The sequence below is a fragment of the Nocardiopsis camelliae genome (genome assembly GCF_028993595.1).
Taxonomy (GTDB): Bacteria; Actinomycetota; Actinomycetes; order Streptosporangiales; family Streptosporangiaceae; genus Nocardiopsis; species Nocardiopsis dassonvillei.
In genome coordinates this window covers 5,860,950-5,881,115 of record NZ_CP118614.1, presented here as the reverse complement: position 1 = coordinate 5,881,115, position 20,166 = coordinate 5,860,950, and the positions used below count along the sequence as shown (strand labels likewise).

Here is a 20,166-nt window from a genome sequence, read left to right as displayed (position 1 = left end):
TGATGCGGCGTATCGCCATGTTCCGGTCCCTGGCCAACCGCAACTACCGGCTGTACGCCCTGGGCCAGCTGCTGTCCAACCCCGGCACGTGGATGCAGCGCATCGCGCAGGACTGGCTGGTCCTCCAGCTCAGCGGGGGCAGCGGCATCGCGCTCGGCATGACCACCGCCCTCCAGTTCCTGCCGCTGCTCCTCTTCGGGCTGTGGGGCGGGGCACTGGTCGACCGGCTGGACAAGCGCAGGCTGCTGGTGTGCACCCAGGCCGCCATGGGCGTGCTCGCGGTCGGCCTCGGAATCCTGGCCACCGCGGGGGCCGCCCAGGTCTGGCACGTGTACCTGTTCGCCTTCGGGCTCGGCCTGATCACCGTGCTCGACAACCCCGGGCGGCAGGCCTTCGTCCCGGAGATGGTCGACCGGGAGCACCTGTCCAACGCCATCGCGCTCAACAGCGCCAGCTTCCAGCTCGGCCGGGTGACCGGTCCGGCCGTCGCCGGTCTGCTCATCGCCGTCATCGGCAGCGGACCGGTCTTCCTCATCAACGGCGCGTCGTTCGGGTTCACCATCCTCGCGCTGACGATGATCCGCACCTCCGAGCTCAACCCCACCGAGCGGGTGGCCCGGGGCAAGGGGCAGATCCGGGAGGGGCTGCGCTACATCGGCGGCAGGCGCGACCTGGTCCTGCTGCTGGTGCTGGCCGCCGCCACGCAGTTCTTCGGCGCCAACAGCCAGAACCAGATCGCGCTGATGGTCAACAACGTGTTCGAGGCCGGGGCCGACGCGTTCGGCGTGGCCGCGGCCTTCCTGGCCGTCGGCGCCCTCGCCGGGGCCCTGCTGGCCGCCCGCCGCGACCGGCCCCGGCTGCGGCTGGTGCTGATCGGGTCGCTGGCCTTCGGCGCGCTCCAGGTCGTCGCGGGGCTCATGCCCGGCTACGTGCCGTTCGTCCTGGTGCTGGTGCCCATGGGCGTGGCCTTCATGACGTACGTGACCACGCTCAACGCCACCTTCCAGCTCAGCGTGGACCCGCGGATGCGCGGGCGCGTCATGAGCATGTTCCTGCTGGTGTTCATGGGTGTGGCGCCCATCGGCGCGCCCGTGGTGGGCCTGCTCGCCGACGCCTTCGGCCCGGAGACGAGCCTGGTCATCGGCGGCGCGGTGACCCTCGTGGTCGTCACGGTCATCTCCGCCCTGCTCTTCCGGGCCAAGGGCGTGCGCCCGCGCGACGTGCTCCCGGGGCGGCGTCCCTCCGCGGACGCGGAGGCCGCCGAGGAGGGGACCGCGGAGAACGCGAGCGAGCGCGAGGAGGCTCCGGAGGCGGAGCGCGAGCGGGTGGACGCCGAGCGCCTCCCGGACGGCTCCACCCGGGTCCGCCTCGTCCCGGACGAGGACGGGACCCGGCCGGACACGGTCACCCGCGCCTGAGTGACTGTTGGGTATGCGGGTGGTTGCGTGAGGTGACCGGCCCGGGTCGCTGGCGGGAGAACAGAACATCCCCGCCAGAATTGCGCTGTGTGTGCAGATGCAAGTCCGGCGGGGACGCCCGCCCATGCTACCCCTCTAACCTCTCCGACCCCGTCTGGGAGGTGATCGAGCCCCTCATGCCCGTCCGCGACCAAGCCAAAGGCGGAGCACCCCGCAAATACGACGACCGGCTGGTCTGGAACGCGATCCTGTTCGTGCTGCGCTCGGGTTGCCAGTGGCGGATGATCCCCCACGACCTGATCCCCTGGGACGCCGCCTACCGGTGGTACCGCACCTGGAGGGCCGACGGCACCATCGATCGGATCCACGACGCCCTGCGCGCCCGGGTCCGCGAGGAGGCGGGCCGCGATCGGGACCCCTCGGCGGCGGTGTTGGACTCCCAGTCGATCCTGACCGGGGAGGGCGGTACCGACCGCGGCTACGACGCGGGCAAGCGCACCAAGGGCCGCAAACGCCACCTGGTCGTGGACACGTTGGGGTTGGTGCTGGTGGTCGCGGTGACCTCGGCCTCGGTCCAGGACCGCCCCGGTGGGCGCCGGGTCTTGGAGACCTTGGCGGCCCGGTTCCCGACGGTGGGGCTGGTATGGGCTGACGCGGGGTACGCGAACAAGGTCGACAGCGGCCTGCTCACCTGGGCGTATGAGACGTTCCGGTTAGTGGTGCAGATCGTCCGGCGCAGCGACGACGCCAGGGGGTTTCAGGTGCTGCCGCGCCGGTGGGTGGTGGAGCGCACGTTCGCCTGGTTGGTGCGCAACCGCCGTTTGGCGCGCGATTACGAACGTCTGACCACGGGTTCGGAGGCCATGGTCAAGCTCGCGATGATCCGGTTGATGGCCACACGGCTGGCCGGTCAGAGCGAGCGGTGGAGCAACCGCTCTGCCGACCAGGCCGTGTAATCACCCGCATACCCAACAGTCACTGAGACTCCCGGTCGTGCCCCGCCGTCCTCGGGGCACGACCGGGACGGCCGTCCCTGCTCTTCGGAGCCCGTGTCACCGCCGCCGGACCGGCGGGCCCGGCGCGGCTCCGGCCGACCCTCGTGGAACGGGCCCGCAGACCCCCGGCGGACCGTGGCCCCCGGGCAGAATGGGGGCCATGAGACTGTTCGCGGCACTGGACCCGCCCCCCGACACGGCGCACGCGCTGCGCCGGGCCGTCGACCGGGGCCGCGGCCACACCCCCGGCCTGCGCTGGGCCGATCCCGGCGAGTGGCACCTCACCCTGGTCTTCCTCGGCGAGGTGGACGAGGCCCTCCTGCCCGCGCTCGACGACGCCCTCGGCCGGGAGGCCCGCGCGCACCGGCCCTTCCGCATCACCGCCGAGGGCTGGGGCTCCTTCCCCGGCGACCTCCGCCGCGCCTCCGTGCTCTGGGCCGGGCTCGGCGGCGACACCGCGTCCCTGCGCGCCCTCGCCGACGGACTGCGCGCCGCCGCCGCGGGGGTCGGCGTGCCCGTCGAACACCGGGCCTACGTGCCGCACATCACGGTGGCCCGCAGCCGTCCCGCGCGCGACCTCACCGGAACCGCCGACGCGCTGGGCGCACTGCCCGGCCGCAGGTGGCGGGTCCGCGAGGCGCACCTGGTGGAGAGCAGGCCGGAGCGGGAGGACCGCTACCGAACCGTCCGGACCTGGGAGTTAGGCTGGGAGGCGGACCCCACCCGACCTCCTGAGCGGAGCGCGTCATGAGCATGCTCACCAACAACCGCAAGCAGCGCTGGCTGCTGCCCGTGGTTCTGGGAGGCATCATGCTCCTCGTGCTCCTGGGCGCCCTCGTCGGCTGACCGCCCGGTCACGCGGATGCGGCGGCCAGGCTCACCGCGCGCGTGATCAGGTCCGCGTTGTCGTGCGCCTCCCCGCCGCCGGGCAGCCGCATGGTGTCCTCCAGCCCCATCCGGATGTCGTAGCCCGAGGCCACCGCCGACTCCAGGATCGGCCAGGCCGTCGCGTCGGCCCCGTGCAACAGGCGCGGCTGGTTCGCCCCCGCCCGGTCCAGCAGGGAGCAGATCGCCTCGGCGTTGCGCCGGGCGTCCTCCACCGCGACCTGCGTGGGCTCCACCAGGACCGCCGCCACCCGAAGCTTCGTGGCGACGAGGATGCGCGCGGCCTCCACCGTCCACACCCCGGCCTCCACCCCGATCCTGCGGTCCTCCAGCAGGTGCGCCAGATCCACCGAGCCCGCCTCGTGCAGGTTCACGGTGACCGAGTCCGGCAGCGCCGACGAGGCCCAGCGCTGCACCAGGTCGTAGCGCCGCCACGGATCGGACTCCGCCGACAGCGACGTGGTCAGCGACACCGGCACCCGCGGCCCGTCGGCGCGCAGCCGCTCCATGAGCGGGCCCACCACCTGGGGCGCCAGCGACTCGGCCCCGGTGGGGTCGCGCGGATGCAGGTGCAGCTCGGTCGCGCCCGCCGCCACCACCGCGTGCGCGTCCGCCACCACCTGGTCGACGGACACGGGCAGGGCGGGGTGCGCTCCGGGGCGGCGGTCCCCGTTGAGACAGGCGACGATCCTCATGGGTGCCCTCCTAACGGCGCTCCGTAAGCCCAATGTGCCCGTTACCGCACGGGTACAAGCCATCCGTGGCGTTCCCTGGCAGGATGTCGGTCATGAGAACTCCGCTCGTTCTTGCCGCCGCAGCCCTCTTCGCGACCCTCCCGGCCGCCCCTGCCCTGGCCTTCCCCGAGGACCCGAGCGACCCCGGCACCGGTGGTGTCGACTACCCCCGCGGAGGCGAGGGGCCCGAGGGCTCCGAGATCGCCTTCGAGTTCCAGGACCCGAAGATCTCCGAATCCAGCGGAATCGCCCCCTCCCTGCTGCACGAAGGCGTGTGGTGGACCCACAACGACAGCGGTGAGCACCTGAACGAGGTGTACGCGGTCGACGAGGAGGGCCGCACGCTCGCCACGGTCACGCTGAACCTGGACCGCCGCGACTGGGAGGCGATCACGGTCGCCGAGGCTCCAGACGGGACGCCGTCGGTCCTGGTGGCCGACATCGGCGACAACTTCAACGGGGGCTGGCCCGACGTCAGCGTCCACCGCTTCCCCGAACCCGAGGTACTCGCCGACACGGCGGTCGACCCGCAGGTGTTCACCTTCACCTACGAGGACGGGGGACGCGACGCCGAGTCGCTGATGGTCGACCCCCGCGACGGCCGGATGTACGTGGTCTCCAAGGAGTTCTCCGGCGGCCTGTACGCGGCGCCGGAGGACCTCGAACCCGGGGCCGGGCACGTCCTGGAGCGGATCGACTCCGCGCCCCTGTTCGCCACCGACGCCGCCTTCAGCCCGGACGGCAGCCGCTACGTGGTCCGCACCTACTGGGGGGCCACGGTCTACGACGCCACCGAGGGGGTGCCCGGATCCTCCCTGGGCGCCTTCGACCTGCCCGAGTCCGACCAGGGCGAGGCCGTCGCCTTCACCCCCGACGGCACCGCCCTCATGGCCGGGACCGAGGGGCCCGGGGCACCGGTCTGGCGGATTCCCCTGGAGGACCGCTACCTCGCCGAGGAGCCCCCGGTGCGGGAGGTCGCCGCGCAGGAGTCGCCCGGGGGGGAGGGCGGGACCGTCGAGCCCGAGACGCGCGGGGCGCTGCCCTTCATCGTGGGCGGCGGCGCGGTCGCCGCACTGGTCATCGTCGCGATCGTCCTGCTGGCCCGACGGGGCTGACCCCTACCCCCTACCCCTCGGGCTGCGGGTCCAGGAAGTGCTCGCGCGCCAGGAAGGCGTGCCGGGAGAAGTCGGTGAACACGCCGTCCACCCCGGCCTCGAAGAAGGCCTCGTACTCGGCGGCGAAGGACCCGTAGTCGCCCGGCCCGCCTTCCGACCTCAACTCCGCGGGGAGGAAGTGGTTCTCGCTGCGGAACGTGTACGGGTGCACCAGGAGCCCGGCCGCGTGCGCGTTCTCCACCAGGTCGGTCGGCTCCCCGGGCACCCCGTCCTCGACGGGCACGACCAGGCTCTTGGCCGGGCCGATGGCGTGCGCGAACGTCGCCACCTCGGCCAGGCCGTCCGGCGTCGTGTGGTGCAGCCAGTGCTCCTCGGCGCCCATGAGGTAGACCAGCGGCAGCTCCGTCACGGCCAGCTTGCGCAGGCTCTCGGCCTCGAAGGACTGGAGGAACACCGGCACCAGCGGCTCCGGGCCCGTCAGCCCCGCCCCGCGCAGGGCCTCGATCAGCACCGGCTCCAGCTCCAGGCCCTGCGCCTCGTGGTAGGCGGGGTGCTTGGTCTCGGGGTAGATCCCGATCGGGCGGCCCAGCTCCTTGGTCAGCGCCAGCGCCAGCTCGACGACCTCCTCCAGGGTCGGGATCCCGTAGGTCCCGTCCATCACGGCGTTGTCCGCGCGCACGTCCTTGAGGCGCTCCACCGCGCGCAGGGTCCGGATCTCCTCCAGCGTGAAGTCCTGGGCGAAGAACCCGGTCACCTCGCGCCCGTCGACGGTGCGCGTGGTGCGCCGGTCGGCGAACTCGGGGTGCTCGGCCACGTCCGTGGTCCCGCCGATCTCCTGCTCGTGGCGGCAGACCAGCCTCCCGTCCCTGGTCGAGACCAGGTCCATCTCGATGAAGTCGCCGCCGTGCCGGGCCCCCAGCTCGTAGGAGGCCAGCGTGTGCTCGGGGCGGTGCCCCGACGCACCGCGGTGCGAGATGATCTTGATGGGGGGTTCCTTCTTGTTCCTGCGCACAGCCGAACCGTCCTGAGAAGCGAGATGCCGGGAAAAGGGGGAGGCCGACCCGACGCGGGTCGGCCTCCATTGTGCAACGCGGGGCGAACGGTTCAGGACAGCTCGGTGAGCACGTGGTCCACGCACTCGGTGAGCGCGCGCACGTCGTCCGGGTCGATCGCCGGGAACATGGCCACGCGCAGCTGGTTGCGGCCCAGCTTGCGGTAGGGCTCGGTGTCGACCACGCCGTTGGCGCGCAGGACCCTGGCCACCGCGGCGGCGTCCACGTCGTCGCTGAAGTCGATGGTGCCGACCACCTGCGAGCGCTTGGCCGGGTCGGTGACGAACGGCGTTGCGACCGGCGACTTCTCCGCCCAGTCGTAGAGGACCGAGGAGGACTCGGCGGTGCGCGCCACGGTCCACTCCAGGCCGCCCTGGCCGTTCATCCACTCCAGCTGCTCGGCGAGCAGCAGCAGCGTGGCGACGGCCGGGGTGTTGTAGGTCTGGTCCTTGCGGGAGTTGTCGACCGCCGTGGGCAGCGAGAAGAACTCCGGCACGTAGCGGCCGCTCGCCGCGATCTCCTCCACGCGGGCCAGGGCCCGGGGCGACATGACGGCCAGCCACAGCCCGCCGTCGGCGGCGAAGCTCTTCTGCGGCGCGAAGTAGTAGACGTCGGTCTCGGCGATGTCGACCGGTAGGCCGCCCGCGCCGCTGGTGGCGTCCACCAGGACGAGCGCGTCCTCGTCGGCGCCCGCCACGCGCCTGATGGGCGCGGCCACACCGGTGGACGTCTCGTTGTGGGTCAGCGCGTACACGTCCACGCCGGCCTCGGCCACGGGCTCGCCGTGGCTGCCCGGGTCGGTGCTGATGACGGTGGGCTCCTGGAGCCAGGGCGCGCCCTTGGCGACCTTCGCGAACTTGCTGGAGAACTCTCCGAAGGACAGGTGCTGGGACTTCTCGCGCAGCAGGCCGTGCGCGGCGATGTCCCAGAAGGCGGTGGTGCCGCCGTTGCCCAGGACCACCTCGTAGCCGTCGGGGAGGGAGAACAGCTCACTCACCCCGGCGCGCACCCGGGAGACCAGGGACTTGACCGGCTTCTGCCGGTGGGAGGTGCCCATGTAGCGGGAGCCGGAGGCGGCCAGGGCCTCGATCTGGGCGGGGCGGACTTTGGACGGGCCACTGCCGAAACGGCCGTCGGAGGGCAGCAGGTTCGCGGGGATCTGAATCTCGTCGGTCACGCCCACCAGCGTAGTGGCGGCTGAGGCGGCGGGGCCGGTCAGGGCCGCTCTTGGGACGCCCGAAATGACGCGGGGGAGCGGACGCTATGTCACGTTCCCAAAGGTTCTGGCCGGTATAGGACAGTGGCATTTCGGTTAACACGGGTGCACTTTCCGCTAGGAGTGCGGTCTTATAGGAGGAGTTTCGGGGGGAACGCCAGCACACAGCGCGCGACGCGGAGGGGTGCCCACACGTGGCCGACAGCAGGACCGTCCCCGAGACCGACCACCTCAATGAGAGCAGCGCTTTCCTGCGGGTCTTCGACGCCCTGCGCCTGCGCCCGACGCGGAGCGATGCCCGCCTCATGGGCAGGATGGAGCGGCGGGCCGCACGCAGGCTCCGGGTCGGCAACCGCGGCGGCGTCCAGCGCGGCGACGTGGCCGAACCACCGCCCGTACTCGACTTGGAGCTGGAGGAGGGCGCCGACCGCGAGAAGCTGCTGAATGTGCTCACCGAGCGCTGCGGCGACCAGCCGGTCTGGCGGCTGCCCCTGCGCTCGTCCGGAGGCCCCGAGCCCGAGGAGTGGCCCCGGGCGCACGAGGCCTACGCCACCACCGAGGAGCTCTACGACCTGGTGTCGGGCCTCCTGGCCGAGGCCGACGCAGCGAAGGCCGCCAAGGAGTCCGGCAAGGAGCCCGCCGAGGAGTCTGCCGAGAAGCGCGGATGGATGCCCCCGCCCTGGCCCCGCTTCGCCCGGCTGCGCTCCCTGCTGTGGCTGCGCGTGTGCAGGCTCGGGACCATTCGCTCAGAGGCATCGGGCGAGGAGGTGAGCCAGGATGGGGCCGACCTCGAAGCCAGCCTCAGGGCGCAGATCCACGTCGGTGCCGCGCTCAGACGGGCCAAGCTCGAACACGGCGGGGGAGCGGAACGGGAGGACGACCGGGCGACGAAGGGCCGCTATCCGCGCCCGGGTCTGCGCGGGTTCTACGACCGGGCCTTCCACTGGGTCGCGGTCAAGGTCGCCGGCCTGCCGGAACACGTGGACTTCGACAAGGCCAACAACCGGGTGGCCGCCCCCGTGGACTTCTGGGTCAAGTTCCTCAGCGCCCTCCTCCTGGTCGCGACCGCTCTCTGGGGTACCGCTGCCGTCGCCAACACGATGCTCCAGTCCATCAACAACCTGGTCATCGTGGGCATCGGCCTCGTACTGGCCGTCGTCTACACCTGCCTCTTCCTCTTCGTCGTCCTGCCCTGGCACCCTTACCACTGGCTCAACCACCACCGGTACGTGGTGGACACCCAGGCCGCCCGCGACAGCAAACAGCCGGTCGCACGCAACCACCGCGAACGTGGCGTCCACGTCCTCAACCTGCTCAACCGCCAACACCTCACCGGACGCCTCGTCCGCGACCCCGGGGCCGACGACGCCGAACATCCGCGCGTGGAGCGCCCGCCCGGCATCCACCGGCTCGTGGTCAACGCCTTCCTCGACGACCTCGCGCACACCCATGGCGGAGCTCCGGGGCGCCGCCCGTTCCCCCTGCGCCGCGGTCGCCACCAACGCCCCGTGCTCCTCGTGGACCAGTACCGCCTCGATCGGGTCGGCCGCTACCTGGTCCGTCTCATCGAGGACGAGCGGCTGCGCCGAGGCTTCCCGGACCCCCTGCTCGTCGTCCAGGTGCGCGCCCACGGCACCCGGCCGCTGGTCAACGACGGGGTGGACGCCTCCCGCTATCCCAAGCTGCCCGAGTCCGAGAATGGCCGCCGACCTCACGACGCGGTGTCGCGGTGGCTGCGCGAGCGCCACGCCTCCGGGGTGCTGGGCCGCTCCCGACTGCTCACCCAGCGGATCCCGGTTGCGCCTTCGGACTGGGACAGCCCGCACGCACCGGAGCCGGTGACCGTGCGCACGGCTGCGTTGATCACCAGGAACATCGCGGCGGTGACCGCCGGGCTCACCGCCGCCGCCGTCCTGGCGGTTTGGCTGGGCGGCCCGGCCATGGCTGAGGGTTACAACTCGTGCGGGTCGGGCTGGGTCGTGACGCCTCCGGGCGTCGAACGGCACGGCGAGGACTGCGTCGGGGTGACCTTCGGGGCGTTCGTCTTCCACGAGCGCCTGCGCGAGGTCACCGAGCGCATCCACGAACAGAACGAGCAGGTCGACGAGGACGATGGGAACCACGTCACCCTCGCCTACGTCGCCCAGCTCAGCGCGACCGGGAACAGCGACCTGTCCCTGTCGGGGGTCCAGGGCGAGCTGCTGGGCCTGGCCCACCAGCAGGCGGAGCACAATGCCTCGGGTGACGGCTCCCTGCCCCGTATCAAGATCCTCATCACCAACACCGGCGAGAACTGGCGGTACGCGCGCGAAACCGCCGAGATGATCGTCGAACGAGCCCAGGACGAAGGGCGGGGTATGGACCGGCCCGTGGCCGCCCTCGGATTCGGCGACAGCGTCCAGCCCAACACCGAGGCCGTCCGCGTCCTCAGCGGCGCCCGGATCCCCATGATCAGCACCACCGCCACCTTCGACGACGTGGCCATGGAGACCTCCGGCAAGTACAGCCAGTACTTCTTCCCCGTGGCACCCTCCAACACCCGTATGGCCGAACAGGCCGCCCTGTGGGCCTACCGCGGCGTGCCGTGGACGGGAAACGAACTGGTCGAGGGGCAGGAACCCCCGTCGTTGGGACCCGCCCGCACCGCCGTGGCCATCGCCAACAACCAGCAGGGGGAGAGCTACGGCCCCCATCTGGCGGTGCGGTTCATGTCAGCCTTCCGCGCACTGGGCGGTCAGCCTTGGGAGGGCGACGGGGAACCGCGCCCCATCACCCTCGCCAACGGCGGCACCGGGACCTTCCCCGGCGTGCTGCCCTACCAGGACGGCGGCCTCAGCCAGGCGGACCAGCTGGCGAGGGTGTGCGCCGAGGACCCGCCCGACGTCATCTACTTCGCGGGCCGCTCCACCGACTTCATGGACTTCCACAACCAGCTCCAGGAGGAGGGGATGTGCGTGGAGGCCGGGGCCGACATCATCGGTGGAGACGACATCGCCAAGTTCGTCACCGACCACGCCGAGACGCTCGGCCACGCCTCCGGGTACCCCGTCTTCTACACCCCACTCGCGGCCAGCGGCGCCTGGAGCCAGTACACGCGGAGCAGCGAGCGCGCCTTCTACGCCGAGGCCGACCTCCTCATCCAGGAGCTCTACGGCGGCGAGGAGGGGGACGAGGAGACCGAGGAGGAGCGGGAGCAGGGGACCGAGGCCGAAGCCGTGGCGGCCGACGGCGGCATGCCCTCGATCGCCCACGCGGCCGTCGCCCACGACGCGTTCAGAGTCTTCTCGCGGGCGCTGCGCGGCATCCCCCGCTCCCTACCCGAGGACACCGGTACCCAGACGGCCTCTGCCGCGCCCACCGAGCGGCCCTCGCCGTTCCTGGGCACCGATGCCGGGTACGAGCAGGAGCAGCAGGGGCTCGTGGAGAACATCCAGGGCACGCACAACCTGTCCGCCGTCTCCGGCTACCTCGGCTTCGGGGAGCCCTCCGAGGGCAACTGGTACCGCGACCGCATGGTCCAGCTCGTCGTGGTCGGCCCGCTCGGCTCGGACGGCGAGCGCCAGCACGTGATCGCCGCCTGCGGCCAGGTCAGCACGGGCACGGTCGACCCCGGACCGGCGTGCGCCTGACGCGCGGGTCCGGGTGGCGCGCGCGGCACACGACGCGAGAGGATGCCCCGTGTGGACCACCAAGACCCCGCCGAACTGCGCAAACCGTACCTGGGTGCGCCCCTGGGGCGCTCCGGGCTCGCCGACCACCCCATGACGCAGTTCCACCTGTGGTTCGACGAGGCCTACGACTCCGGGCTGGCCGAACCCAACGCCATGGTCCTGGCGTCCGTCGAGCCCTCGGGCATGCCCCGCGCCCGCACCGTGCTGATGAAGGGCTACGACAGCACGGGACTGCGCTTCTTCACCAACTACACCTCGCGCAAGGGGCTGGCCCTGGAGGCCGACCCGCGCGCCAGCGCGGTCTTCCCCTGGCACGCCGTCCGGCGCCAGGTCCTGCTGGCCGGACGGGTGGAGCGGCTCAGCGACGAGGAGAACGACCGCTACTTCGCCTCGCGCCCGCGCGGCTCCCAGCTGGGCGCCTGGGCCAGCGAGCGCCAGTCGCGGCCGGTGGCGGACCGGGCCGAGCTCGACCGGCTCTACCGGGAGTTCGACACGGTCTGGGCCGCCGAGGAGGAGATCCCCCGGCCCGCCTACTGGGGCGGCTTCCGGCTCGTGCCGAGCGAGGTGGAGTTCTGGCAGGGCGGCGCCGACCGCATGCACGACCGGTTCCGCTACCTGCGCGAGCCGGACGGCTCCTGGAGCGTCGAGCGCCTGGCCCCCTGACCGGGCCGTCGGGTGACGCGCTCGCGCCGCGCCGCTCCCGGGAGTGATCTTGGCCGCTTCGTACGCGAGTTCGGGAGACCGTTCCCGCAGGTGAGCGACGACCCGGCACCCCTCCGGCGTACGCGGTGGGCTGGAAGGCCCCCGTCGGCGTGACCAAGTGCCCTTGCGGCGCGGGGCAGAACGTATCCGCATCGTGAGACCGGGCAGAAATCCGGGCGCCCCGCGCCGCGATATGCTTGCGTGTATCGGTGGTCGCTCCCGCGGTCCTGCGGACGCCCCGGTCCCCACCCGGCCCCTGGGAATCACGTCGCCCCGGCCTGTGTTGTGAGAGACCCGCCGTGCCCGTCGTGACCGCGCGCCGGGCACAGAGCCTTGGGAGGGGAGACTTGACCGCACACGGGCTGATCGACACCACGGAGATGTACCTCCGTACGGTCTTCGAGCTCGAAGAGGAGGGCATCGTCCCGCTTCGGGCCCGTATCGCCGAACGCCTGCACCAGAGCGGCCCCACGGTGAGCCAGACCGTGGCCCGCATGGAGCGCGACGGCCTGCTGCGGGTGGAGAACGACAGGCACCTGGTCATGACCGCCGAGGGGCGCCGTCTGGCCACCCACGTCATGCGCAAGCACCGGCTCGCCGAGCGCCTGCTCGTGGACGTCATCGGACTCCCCTGGGAGGACGTGCACATCGAGGCCTGCCGCTGGGAGCACGTCATCTCCGAGGCCGTGGAGGAGCGTCTGGTCACGCTGCTCAACGCCCCCTCGGTCTGCCCGCACGGCAACCCGATCCCGGGCCTGGACGAGCTGGGCCTGGAGGACTACTCCCCCGAGCCCTTCACCGACGACTCCATCGTCCCGATGATCGACGTCGCCGGGAACAGCGAGACGACGGTCACCGTGCGGCGTATCAGCGAGCAGATCCAGTCGGACGCCGACATCATGCTCACCTTGCGCCGATCCGGGGTACAACCGGGACAGGAAGTGGTCTTGCGAGCCTCTGACGACGGGGTCCGCGTGATCGACGGTGAGACCGGGGAAACCGAGCTCTCGGCGCTCGTCGCCGGGCACATCTTCGTCGCCAAGCCGTGAACCGTACGGACGCGTTGATTGGTTGCTCATCAGGATTGTCACATTGCGCTGCGGGAACGTTGACGGTGTTGCTACGCTCGCCCCAAGGTGCGGTCGTTCGGGGTACCCGGAGCGGGCATGTATGCAGCTCATGACGGCGAGGTGGCGGCTAGATGACACGGTGGGGTGAGCCCTTCCCCAAGGGCGACGCGCTCGCCGCGGCCGCCGTGGCGGACCAGGCACAGATCGCCATCGTCGTCATCGACCGCGCGAGCCTCCTGCGCTACTGGAACCCCTTCGCGCGCGAGCTGTTCGGGTTCGTGGGCGGTCGCGACTACGTCGGCCTCTCCCTGCTCGACATCGGCATCCACGAGTCCGACCGCGAGCACGCCTCCCAGCTGGCCCGGCGCGTCCTGCGAGGGGAGCCGTGGGAGGGCACCTTCGCCGTGCTCCGGGGCGACTCGACCTGGATCCACGTGCGCGCCCAGGCCGTGCCCATGCGCGACGAGTCCGGCGAGATCGACGGCATCACCCTGATCGCCAGGGAGGCGCTGCGCAGCGGACGGGTGGAGGAGCAGTACGGCCTGCTGGAGCGCATCGGCAGCCGCCTGACCAGCTCGCTGGAGTTCGACTCCACGGTCAGGGGGGTCGCGGGCATCCTCGTGCCGCAGTTCGCCGACCACTGCTTCATCGACCTCTACGACCGCGACCGCCTGGTCAGACAGGTGTCGGTGCACGCCGAGGGGTGGACGCCCCCGCCGCGCACCTGGTTCGAGGTCGGCGACGAGGTCCGCTACCCCGAACGCCACTTCGTCACCCAGGCCCTGCGCCGCCTGGAGACGGTGGTCAGCAGCGAGTACCTGTTCGAGAACTCGCCCAGCACGCGCTCCGACCAGGTCTCGCGCCAGGTCGGCGTCACCTCCGCCATCGCCGCCCCGCTGCGGGCCCGCGGCGAGGTGCTGGGCGTGCTCACCCTGGCGCTGTCCGGGCTCTCACCGCGGCAGAAGAGCACCTACGGGGGCTTCGACCGCGACCTCGTCGGCGCCATCGCCTCCCGGGTGGCCCTGGCCATCGACAACGCCCGCCTGTTCGAGCAGGAGCGCAGCACCGCGCTGGCCTTCCAGCGCAGCCTGCTGCCCAGCAGCCTGCCCCGGCTGGACGGGCTGACCGCGGCCCACCGCTACCTGCCCGCGGGGCCGCTGCGCTCCGACGGGTACGGGGTCCAGACCCAGATCGGCGGAGACTTCTACGACGCCATCCCGCTCTCCGCCGGACGCGTGGGACTGGTCATCGGCGACGTCGAGGGCCGCGGCCCGCACGCCGCCGCCGTCATGGGCCAGCTGCGCGCCGCGCTGCGCGCCTTCGCCCAGGCCGACCGCGAGCCCGCCGACATCCTGCGCGAACTCGACGAGTGGGTCCGCCAGCTGGGCCAGGAGGACGAGGAGGGCGGCACCTGGATTCCCAGCGTCAGCTGCCTGTACATGGTCTACGACGCCTGGTCGCGCGAACTGTCCTACGCCAACGCCGGGCACGCGCCCCCGCTGCTGGTCACCTCCGAGTCGGTGGAGAAGATCGACCTGGAGGTCACCGACCGCATGCTGGGCGTGCGGGCCAAGGGCGGATCGGGCGAGGACGTGGTCTACCACCAGGCCAACCTGCGCCTGCCCATCGGCGCCACCCTGGTCCTGTACACCGACGGGCTCGTGGACCGGCGTCCGGCCGGGGGCAGTGCGGACCCCGAGAGCGCCTTCGAGCTGCTGTCGGAGCGGGTGGCCGAGGTCGCCGACAAGGACGTGGACCAGATCGCCGAGGCGGCCGCGCACAGTGTTCCGGGCGAACACCACGACGACACCGCGCTGCTGGTCGTGCGCACCCACTCCGAGGAGCTGGCGCTGCGCGAGGGCTGGTTCCCCTCGGAGGCCTCCACCGTGGGCGAGGCCCGCCACATGGCGGCCCACACCTTCAGCGAGTGGGGGGTGGACCGCGACCAGGCCGAGCTGGCCTGCCTGCTGGTCTCGGAGATCGTCACCAACGTCGTCATCCACGCCACCCCGCACCCGGTGCACCGCGAGTTCACCGGCGGAGGGGTGCTGGACTCCGAGACCCCGCTCGACGCGGTGGCCGACGAGTTCGACGAGGACTGGAGCGACCTGCTGGAGGCGGTGGCCGAGGAGGCCGACGAACCCGCCGAGGAGGCGGGGGAGAAGGAGTTCCTGCTGCGGCTGCGGCGGGGCGCGAACACGGTGTGGGTGGAGGTCTTCGACAACGACCTGCGCCTGCCCCGCATCCGCAGCGCCGCCGCCGACGACGAGGGCGGCCGCGGCCTGTACCTGGTCGAGCAGCTGGCCACCCGGTGGGGGGCGCGACCGACCCCGGACGGCAAGGCGGTCTGGTTCGAGATGCCCATGCACTCCGAGGAGACCGGGGAGCGGGAGAAGTCCGAGGACGGGGAGAAGGCCGGGCAGGACTAGTGTCCCGACGCCGCCTCAGGGCCCGGCGCAGTCGTGGAACCGCCGCGACGCGCCGGGCCCGTCCCTTCGGCGGGGATCATGCCCGGGGTCTGTCCGCGGCCCCAGCTTGTGGCGGTTGGTCCGGACGCCCACGGGGTTCTGGAGGTGGCGGAGGCGGGTCTCCGTGGGGGAACTGCGCGCAGCGTCCGTTGAGGGTGGTGGCGGGCGACGGGTGGGACGAAGCGGAGCGGAGGCCCCGAAAAGCACCGTCTAGCGCCAGGACCAGGCCCACAGCAGCAGGCACAGGAAGACGAAGAAGACCACGATCCCGCTGGTGGTCCACGGGATATGGACCCGGGGCCGGAGTTTGCGCACCCCGATCACGAGCAGCAAGACCAGCAGGCCCATGACGATGAGGCCGTCCCAAGCACCGCTCATTCCAGCTCCGACCCTTCTGGGGAGGGGGTTGTGCGGTCACAGTCCCAGGCCGCGCCCCACGATCTCCTTCATGATCTCGGTGGTGCCACCGTAGATCGTCTGGATGCGGGTGTCCTGCCAGGCCCGTGCCACCGGGTATTCCATCATGTACCCGTACCCGCCGTGAAGCTGGAGGCACCGGTCCATCACCTTGTTGCACAGTTCGGTGGTCCACCACTTGGCCATGGCGGCGTCCTCCACGGTCAGTTCACCACGGTTGAGCAGGCCGATGCCGCGGTCCACGTAGGTGCGGGCGATGTCCACCTCGGTGGCCAACTCGGCCAGGACGAAACGGGTGTTCTGGAAGCGCCCAATCGGACGGCCGAAGGCGGTCCGCTCCCGGCAGTAGGCGATGGTGTGCTGGAGCACCGCGTCGGCGGAGGCCACCGCGCAGGTGGCGATGGACAGCCGCTCCTGGGGCAGGTTCTCCATCAGGTGGACGAACCCGCCGCCCTCCCGGCCGATGAGGTTGGCCGCCGGGACGCGCACGTCGTCGAAGAACAGCTCGGCGGTGTCCTGCGCCTTCATGCCGATCTTGTCGAGGTTGCGGCCCCGGCCGAACCCGGGGGCGCCGCGCTCCACCGCGATCAGCGAGAAGCCCTGCGCGCCCGCGTCGGGGTCGGTCCGGGCGACCACGATCACCAGGTCGGCGTTGACGCCGTTGGTGATGAAGGTCTTGGAACCGTTGACGACGTACTCGTCGCCGTCGCGCACCGCCGAGGTGGCGATGCCCTGGAGGTCGCTGCCCGCGCCGGGCTCGGTCATGGCGATGGCGGTGATCAGCTCGCCGCTGGCGAACCCCGGCAGCCAGCGCCTCTTCTGCTCGTCGTCGGTCAGGTCGACCATGTACGGGGCCATGACGTCGTTCTGGAGGGTGACGCCCAGGCCGCTGGCGCGGGCCCGGCAGATCTCCTCGTTGACGATGGTGTTGTAGCGGAAGTCCCGCAGCCCGGTGCCGCCGTACTCCTCGGGCACGCCGTGGCCGAGCAGGCCGACCTCGCCCGCCCTGGTCCACACCCCGCGGGGCACGATCCCGTCCTTCTCCCACTCCGGATGGTGCGGTGTGACCTCGCGCTTGAGGAACTCGGCCACCGATGCGCGGAAGAGGTCGTGGTCGGCGTCGAAGAGATCCCGCTTCATGCTCTGCTCCGGGGTGTCGGGGATTCCTGCGTGACGCCACAGTAACCGAATCGAATTCGGTTTTGAAGGGGACAGTCCAAGCCCCGGCAAAGTTCCCGTGCCCGTCAGCGCCCGTGCGGCGGTTCCCGCCGGACGGGGGGCCGCGGCTTCCTAGGGTGGCGGCAGCGGAGCCGGTAGCCGAGGGGCGGGACCGCGTGCGGCCCGGCCGGGGGAGGGGAGGGCCATGGTCCAGTACGAGGCCAGGCATCGGGCGCGCAGGGAGCACCGGGGCGGCAGGATCGCGGTGATCATGAGCGCGCTGATGCTCACCGTGCTGCTGGCGGCCCTGGACCAGACGATCGTGTCCACCGCGCTGCCCACGATCGTGTCCGAACTCGGCGGGCTCAACCACCTGTCCTGGGTGATCACCGCCTACCTGCTCGCGGTCACGGCCGTCACGCCGCTGTGGGGCAAACTCGGCGACCAGTTCGGCCGCAAGCAGTTCTTCCTCACCTGCATCGCCGTCTTCCTGGTCGGCTCGGCCCTGTGCGGGATCGCCCAGAGCATGCTCCAGCTCATCCTCTTCCGCGCGGTCCAGGGCATCGGCGGCGGAGGGCTCATGGTGCTGGCCTCCGCCATCATCGGCGACGTCGTCTCGCCCCGCGAGCGCGGCAAGTACCAGGGGCTGTTCGGCGCGGTGTTCGGCATCTCCAGCGTGGCCGGTCCACTGCTCGGCGGACTGTTCGTGGACCACCTGTCCTGGCGGTGGGTGTTCTACGTCAACCTGCCGCTGGGGGTGCTGGCCTTCATTACGGTGCTCGTGGTGCTGCCGCGCCGCCAGCCGACCGGCCGCCAGAGCATCGACTACTTCGGGATCGTGCTGCTGGCCGCCACCGCGATCTGCCTGACGCTGGTCGCCTCCTGGGGCGGCAGCCTCTACCCGTGGACGTCGCCGCAGGTACTCGGGCTCGGCGCCGCCGCCGTGGTGCTCGGTGTGGGCTGGTGGCTGTCCGCGCGGCGGGCGCCGGACCCGGTCATGCCGCTCAGCCTGTTCCGCGACCCGACCATCGTGGTGGCCATGGCGATCGGCTTCTGCGTGGGCTTCGCGATGATGGGGTCGATGGCGTTCCTGCCGCTGTTCCTCCAGGTCGTGCACGGCCTGTCGCCCACGGCCTCGGGGCTGCACCTGCTGCCGATGGTGCTGGGTCTGTTCCTGACCTCGATCACCAGCGGTCGCCTGGTCACCCGCACCGGCCGCTACAAGGTCTACCCGGTGGTGGGGATGGCGGTGACCTCCCTCGGCCTGTTCCTGCTCTCGCGGCTGGGGCCGGAGAGCTCGATGGTGCAGATGGGGCTCTACTTCTTCGTCCTCGGCGTGGGCCTGGGCCTGGTGATGCAGGTGGTGGTCGTGGTGGTGCAGAACGCCGCCAGCTACGCGAACCTGGGCGTGGCCACCTCGGCGGCGACGTTCTTCCGGTCCATCGGGGGGTCGTTCGGCACGGCGGTGTTCGGCGCCGTCTTCTCCGGGCAGCTGGCGGCCAACCTGGCCGAGCGGGCCGCGCAGATCCAGCTGCCGCCCGGGGTGGACCCCGCGGCGCTGGAGAGCGACCCGCGCAGCCTGGACCAGCTGCCCCCGCAGGCGCAGGCGTCCTTCCTCCAGGCCTACGCGGACGCGGTGGACACCGTCTTCCTGTGCGCGGTCCCGGTGGCCCTGGCCGGGTTCGTGCTGGCGCTGTTCCTGCGGCAGATCCCGCTGCGCACCACCATCGACTCCCCGGACCTGGACGAGTCCATCCCTCCCGTGGCCGCCGCGAGCCGCAGCGCCATCGCGCACGTGGAGAAGGAGGTGTTCCGGGCCTGCGGCCGGGAGGGCGCCGACCAGATGTACGCGCGCCTGCGCGAGGCGGCGGGCCTGGAGGTCTCGCCGCGCGCGTGCTGGGTGCTCAGCCACCTGGGCGTGACCGGGCCGCTCTCGCCCGGGGAGCTGGTGGAGATGTCCGGGCTGCCAGCCGACTACTGGGAGCCGGTCCACCGGGAGCTGGTCGAGGCGGGCTACCTGGCGGGGGAGGGCGAGCCCTGGGAGCTGAGCCGACGCGGCGCGTCCGCCGCCCGCGGGGTCTTCGAGGCCCAGCGCACCGCGCTGCGCTCGCTGCTGGCCGACTACGGCCCCGAGGAGCACCCCGAGGTGGTGGCCGCCCTGGAGCGGATCACCACCGACGTCCTGGGGGACGAGGGGGACGCCGGGCACCTGGAGCGGGGCGCGCACCGGGCCTGAGTGCTGGAGGGGGCCGGAGCGGACCGTACCGTTCGGCCGGACCGCTCCCCAGGATCGGAACGGTCCGTCTCCTGGACTGGAGGCCGGTCCACCTCCCGGGCGGGAGGGGCGTCAGCCTGTCGTTCCTTTCCGCTGTGCCCGGTCCGCCACTCCCCCTCAGCTCACACTGCCGCGTCGTCCAGCGCGACGGACCGGGCGGCGTCCCGCTGCTCATCGAGTCCGGCGAGGCGCTGCTGGTAGGCGCCGCGAAGCGCGGCCTCCGCGTCCGCGCCCAGCGGCAGCCGCAGCGGTGCGGGTTCGGTCCGGGCGCAGGCGATCATCGCGTCGGCGATCTTCGCCGGATCGTTCGGGTGGGTGATCGCACCGCCGGCGATGGCACGGCGCACCTCGCCCACCGGCCCCAGATCGTAGACGTCCAAGGTGGAACCGTCGTCACGGCTGGGGGTGAACTGAGTCGGTGACGCGCCCGGCTGCACGATGGTCATGCCGATGCCGAGGGCTGCGAGCTCGGGGGTGACGGATTCGCAGAAACCCTCCACACCCCATTTGGCGGCGTGGTAGGCGGCGAACCCCGGGACCGCGGCCTGACCGCCCGCGGACGACACCTGGAGGATGCGTCCGTGCCCTTGACGCCGGAGGAGGGGGATGAACGCCCGGATCACGTCGATCGAGCCCAGGAGATTGGTGTCGATCGATCGGCGGATCTGCTCCCTGCTCAGCTCCTCGGCCGCACCGAAGGTGCCGTACCCGGCATTGCTGACCAGCACGTCGATGACGCCGAAGTGCTCGAAGGCCGCGCCGACGACGTGTTCGACGGCGACCGGGTCGGTGACGTCGAGCTCGGACACCCACAGCCGGTCGCCCGCCGAAGCGCGCAGGCCGTCGAGCAGACGGGGGTCGCGCAGCGTCGCGGCGACGCTGTCGCCGCGGGCCAGCAGGCGCTCCGTCATGATGCGCCCGAACCCGGTGGACGTGCCGGTGATGAACCACGTGGTCATAGATGTTCCTCGGATCGGTGGCTGTTCGATA

Annotated in this window: 15 protein-coding genes; 9 read left to right on the top strand and 6 right to left on the bottom strand. The window is 71.7% G+C overall.

The genetic code is table 11. The annotated features are described in order from the left end of the window. Window positions 1-2: 2 nt before the first annotated feature. The 3 genes from PV789_RS25635 (at window position 3) to thpR (ending at window position 3,164) form a co-directional block, all read left to right on the top strand. Window positions 3-1,418: an MFS transporter gene (locus tag PV789_RS25635; protein WP_274974924.1), complete on the top strand. Its 1,416-nt coding sequence runs from the start codon at window positions 3-5 to the stop codon at window positions 1,416-1,418. Between the two features lie 89 nt (window positions 1,419-1,507). Next, window positions 1,508-2,374 carry an IS5 family transposase gene (locus PV789_RS25630; protein ID WP_274973384.1) on the top strand — a complete coding sequence of 289 codons (867 nt, stop codon included), beginning with the start codon at window positions 1,508-1,510 and terminating at the stop codon, window positions 2,372-2,374. Window positions 2,375-2,573: 199 nt separating this feature from the next. Further along, window positions 2,574-3,164 (top strand): RNA 2',3'-cyclic phosphodiesterase, encoded by a 591-nt coding sequence (gene thpR / locus PV789_RS25625; RefSeq protein ID WP_274974923.1) that lies wholly within the window; start codon window positions 2,574-2,576, stop codon window positions 3,162-3,164. A gap of 103 nt (window positions 3,165-3,267) precedes the next feature. Here thpR and PV789_RS25620 read toward each other — a convergent pair whose 3' ends face one another. Then, window positions 3,268-3,993, bottom strand: coding sequence for a 3-keto-5-aminohexanoate cleavage protein (locus PV789_RS25620; protein WP_274974922.1), 726 nt, complete (start codon window positions 3,991-3,993; stop codon window positions 3,268-3,270). A gap of 92 nt (window positions 3,994-4,085) precedes the next feature. On the opposite strand from PV789_RS25620, the gene PV789_RS25615 reads away from it, so the two are divergent. After that, window positions 4,086-5,147 carry an SdiA-regulated/phytase-like domain-containing protein gene (locus tag PV789_RS25615; protein ID WP_274974921.1) on the top strand — a complete coding sequence of 354 codons (1,062 nt, stop codon included), beginning with the start codon at window positions 4,086-4,088 and terminating at the stop codon, window positions 5,145-5,147. Between the two features lie 10 nt (window positions 5,148-5,157). Here the strand turns inward: PV789_RS25615 and PV789_RS25610 are convergent, their stop codons facing one another. Beyond that, window positions 5,158-6,159, bottom strand: a complete 1,002-nt coding sequence (locus PV789_RS25610) for a glycerophosphodiester phosphodiesterase family protein (protein WP_274974920.1) — start codon at window positions 6,157-6,159, stop codon at window positions 5,158-5,160. A gap of 92 nt (window positions 6,160-6,251) precedes the next feature. Then, entirely contained in the window at window positions 6,252-7,382 is a 1,131-nt protein-coding gene (serC, locus tag PV789_RS25605) for a phosphoserine transaminase (protein ID WP_274974919.1), read from the bottom strand. Window positions 7,383-7,609: 227 nt separating this feature from the next. Here serC and PV789_RS25600 point away from each other — a divergent pair, with 227 nt between their 5' ends. From PV789_RS25600 to PV789_RS25585, 4 genes are all read left to right on the top strand, one after another. Beyond that, complete coding sequence (locus PV789_RS25600) at window positions 7,610-11,044, top strand: ABC transporter substrate-binding protein (protein WP_274974918.1); 3,435 nt, start codon at window positions 7,610-7,612, stop codon at window positions 11,042-11,044. A gap of 51 nt (window positions 11,045-11,095) precedes the next feature. Further along, entirely contained in the window at window positions 11,096-11,749 is a 654-nt protein-coding gene (gene pdxH, locus PV789_RS25595; protein ID WP_274974917.1) for a pyridoxamine 5'-phosphate oxidase, read from the top strand. Window positions 11,750-12,135: 386 nt separating this feature from the next. Then, window positions 12,136-12,837, top strand: a complete 702-nt coding sequence (locus PV789_RS25590; protein WP_017563554.1) for an iron-dependent transcriptional repressor DtxR — start codon at window positions 12,136-12,138, stop codon at window positions 12,835-12,837. A gap of 152 nt (window positions 12,838-12,989) precedes the next feature. Further along, entirely contained in the window at window positions 12,990-15,287 is a 2,298-nt protein-coding gene (locus PV789_RS25585; protein ID WP_274974916.1) for a SpoIIE family protein phosphatase, read from the top strand. Window positions 15,288-15,536: 249 nt separating this feature from the next. Here the strand turns inward: PV789_RS25585 and PV789_RS25580 are convergent, their stop codons facing one another. Further along, window positions 15,537-15,704, bottom strand: a complete 168-nt coding sequence (locus tag PV789_RS25580) for a hypothetical protein (RefSeq protein ID WP_274974915.1) — start codon at window positions 15,702-15,704, stop codon at window positions 15,537-15,539. A gap of 36 nt (window positions 15,705-15,740) precedes the next feature. Beyond that, window positions 15,741-16,883, bottom strand: coding sequence for an acyl-CoA dehydrogenase family protein (locus tag PV789_RS25575; protein WP_274974914.1), 1,143 nt, complete (start codon window positions 16,881-16,883; stop codon window positions 15,741-15,743). A gap of 223 nt (window positions 16,884-17,106) precedes the next feature. Between PV789_RS25575 and PV789_RS25570 the strand changes: the two genes are divergently transcribed. Then, window positions 17,107-19,137 (top strand): MDR family MFS transporter, encoded by a 2,031-nt coding sequence (locus PV789_RS25570; RefSeq protein WP_274974913.1) that lies wholly within the window; start codon window positions 17,107-17,109, stop codon window positions 19,135-19,137. A 161-nt stretch (window positions 19,138-19,298) separates the two neighbouring features. On the opposite strand, the gene PV789_RS25565 is transcribed toward PV789_RS25570, so the two are convergent. Beyond that, window positions 19,299-20,135, bottom strand: a complete 837-nt coding sequence (locus PV789_RS25565) for an SDR family oxidoreductase (RefSeq protein ID WP_274974912.1) — start codon at window positions 20,133-20,135, stop codon at window positions 19,299-19,301. Window positions 20,136-20,166: the final 31 nt, after the last annotated feature.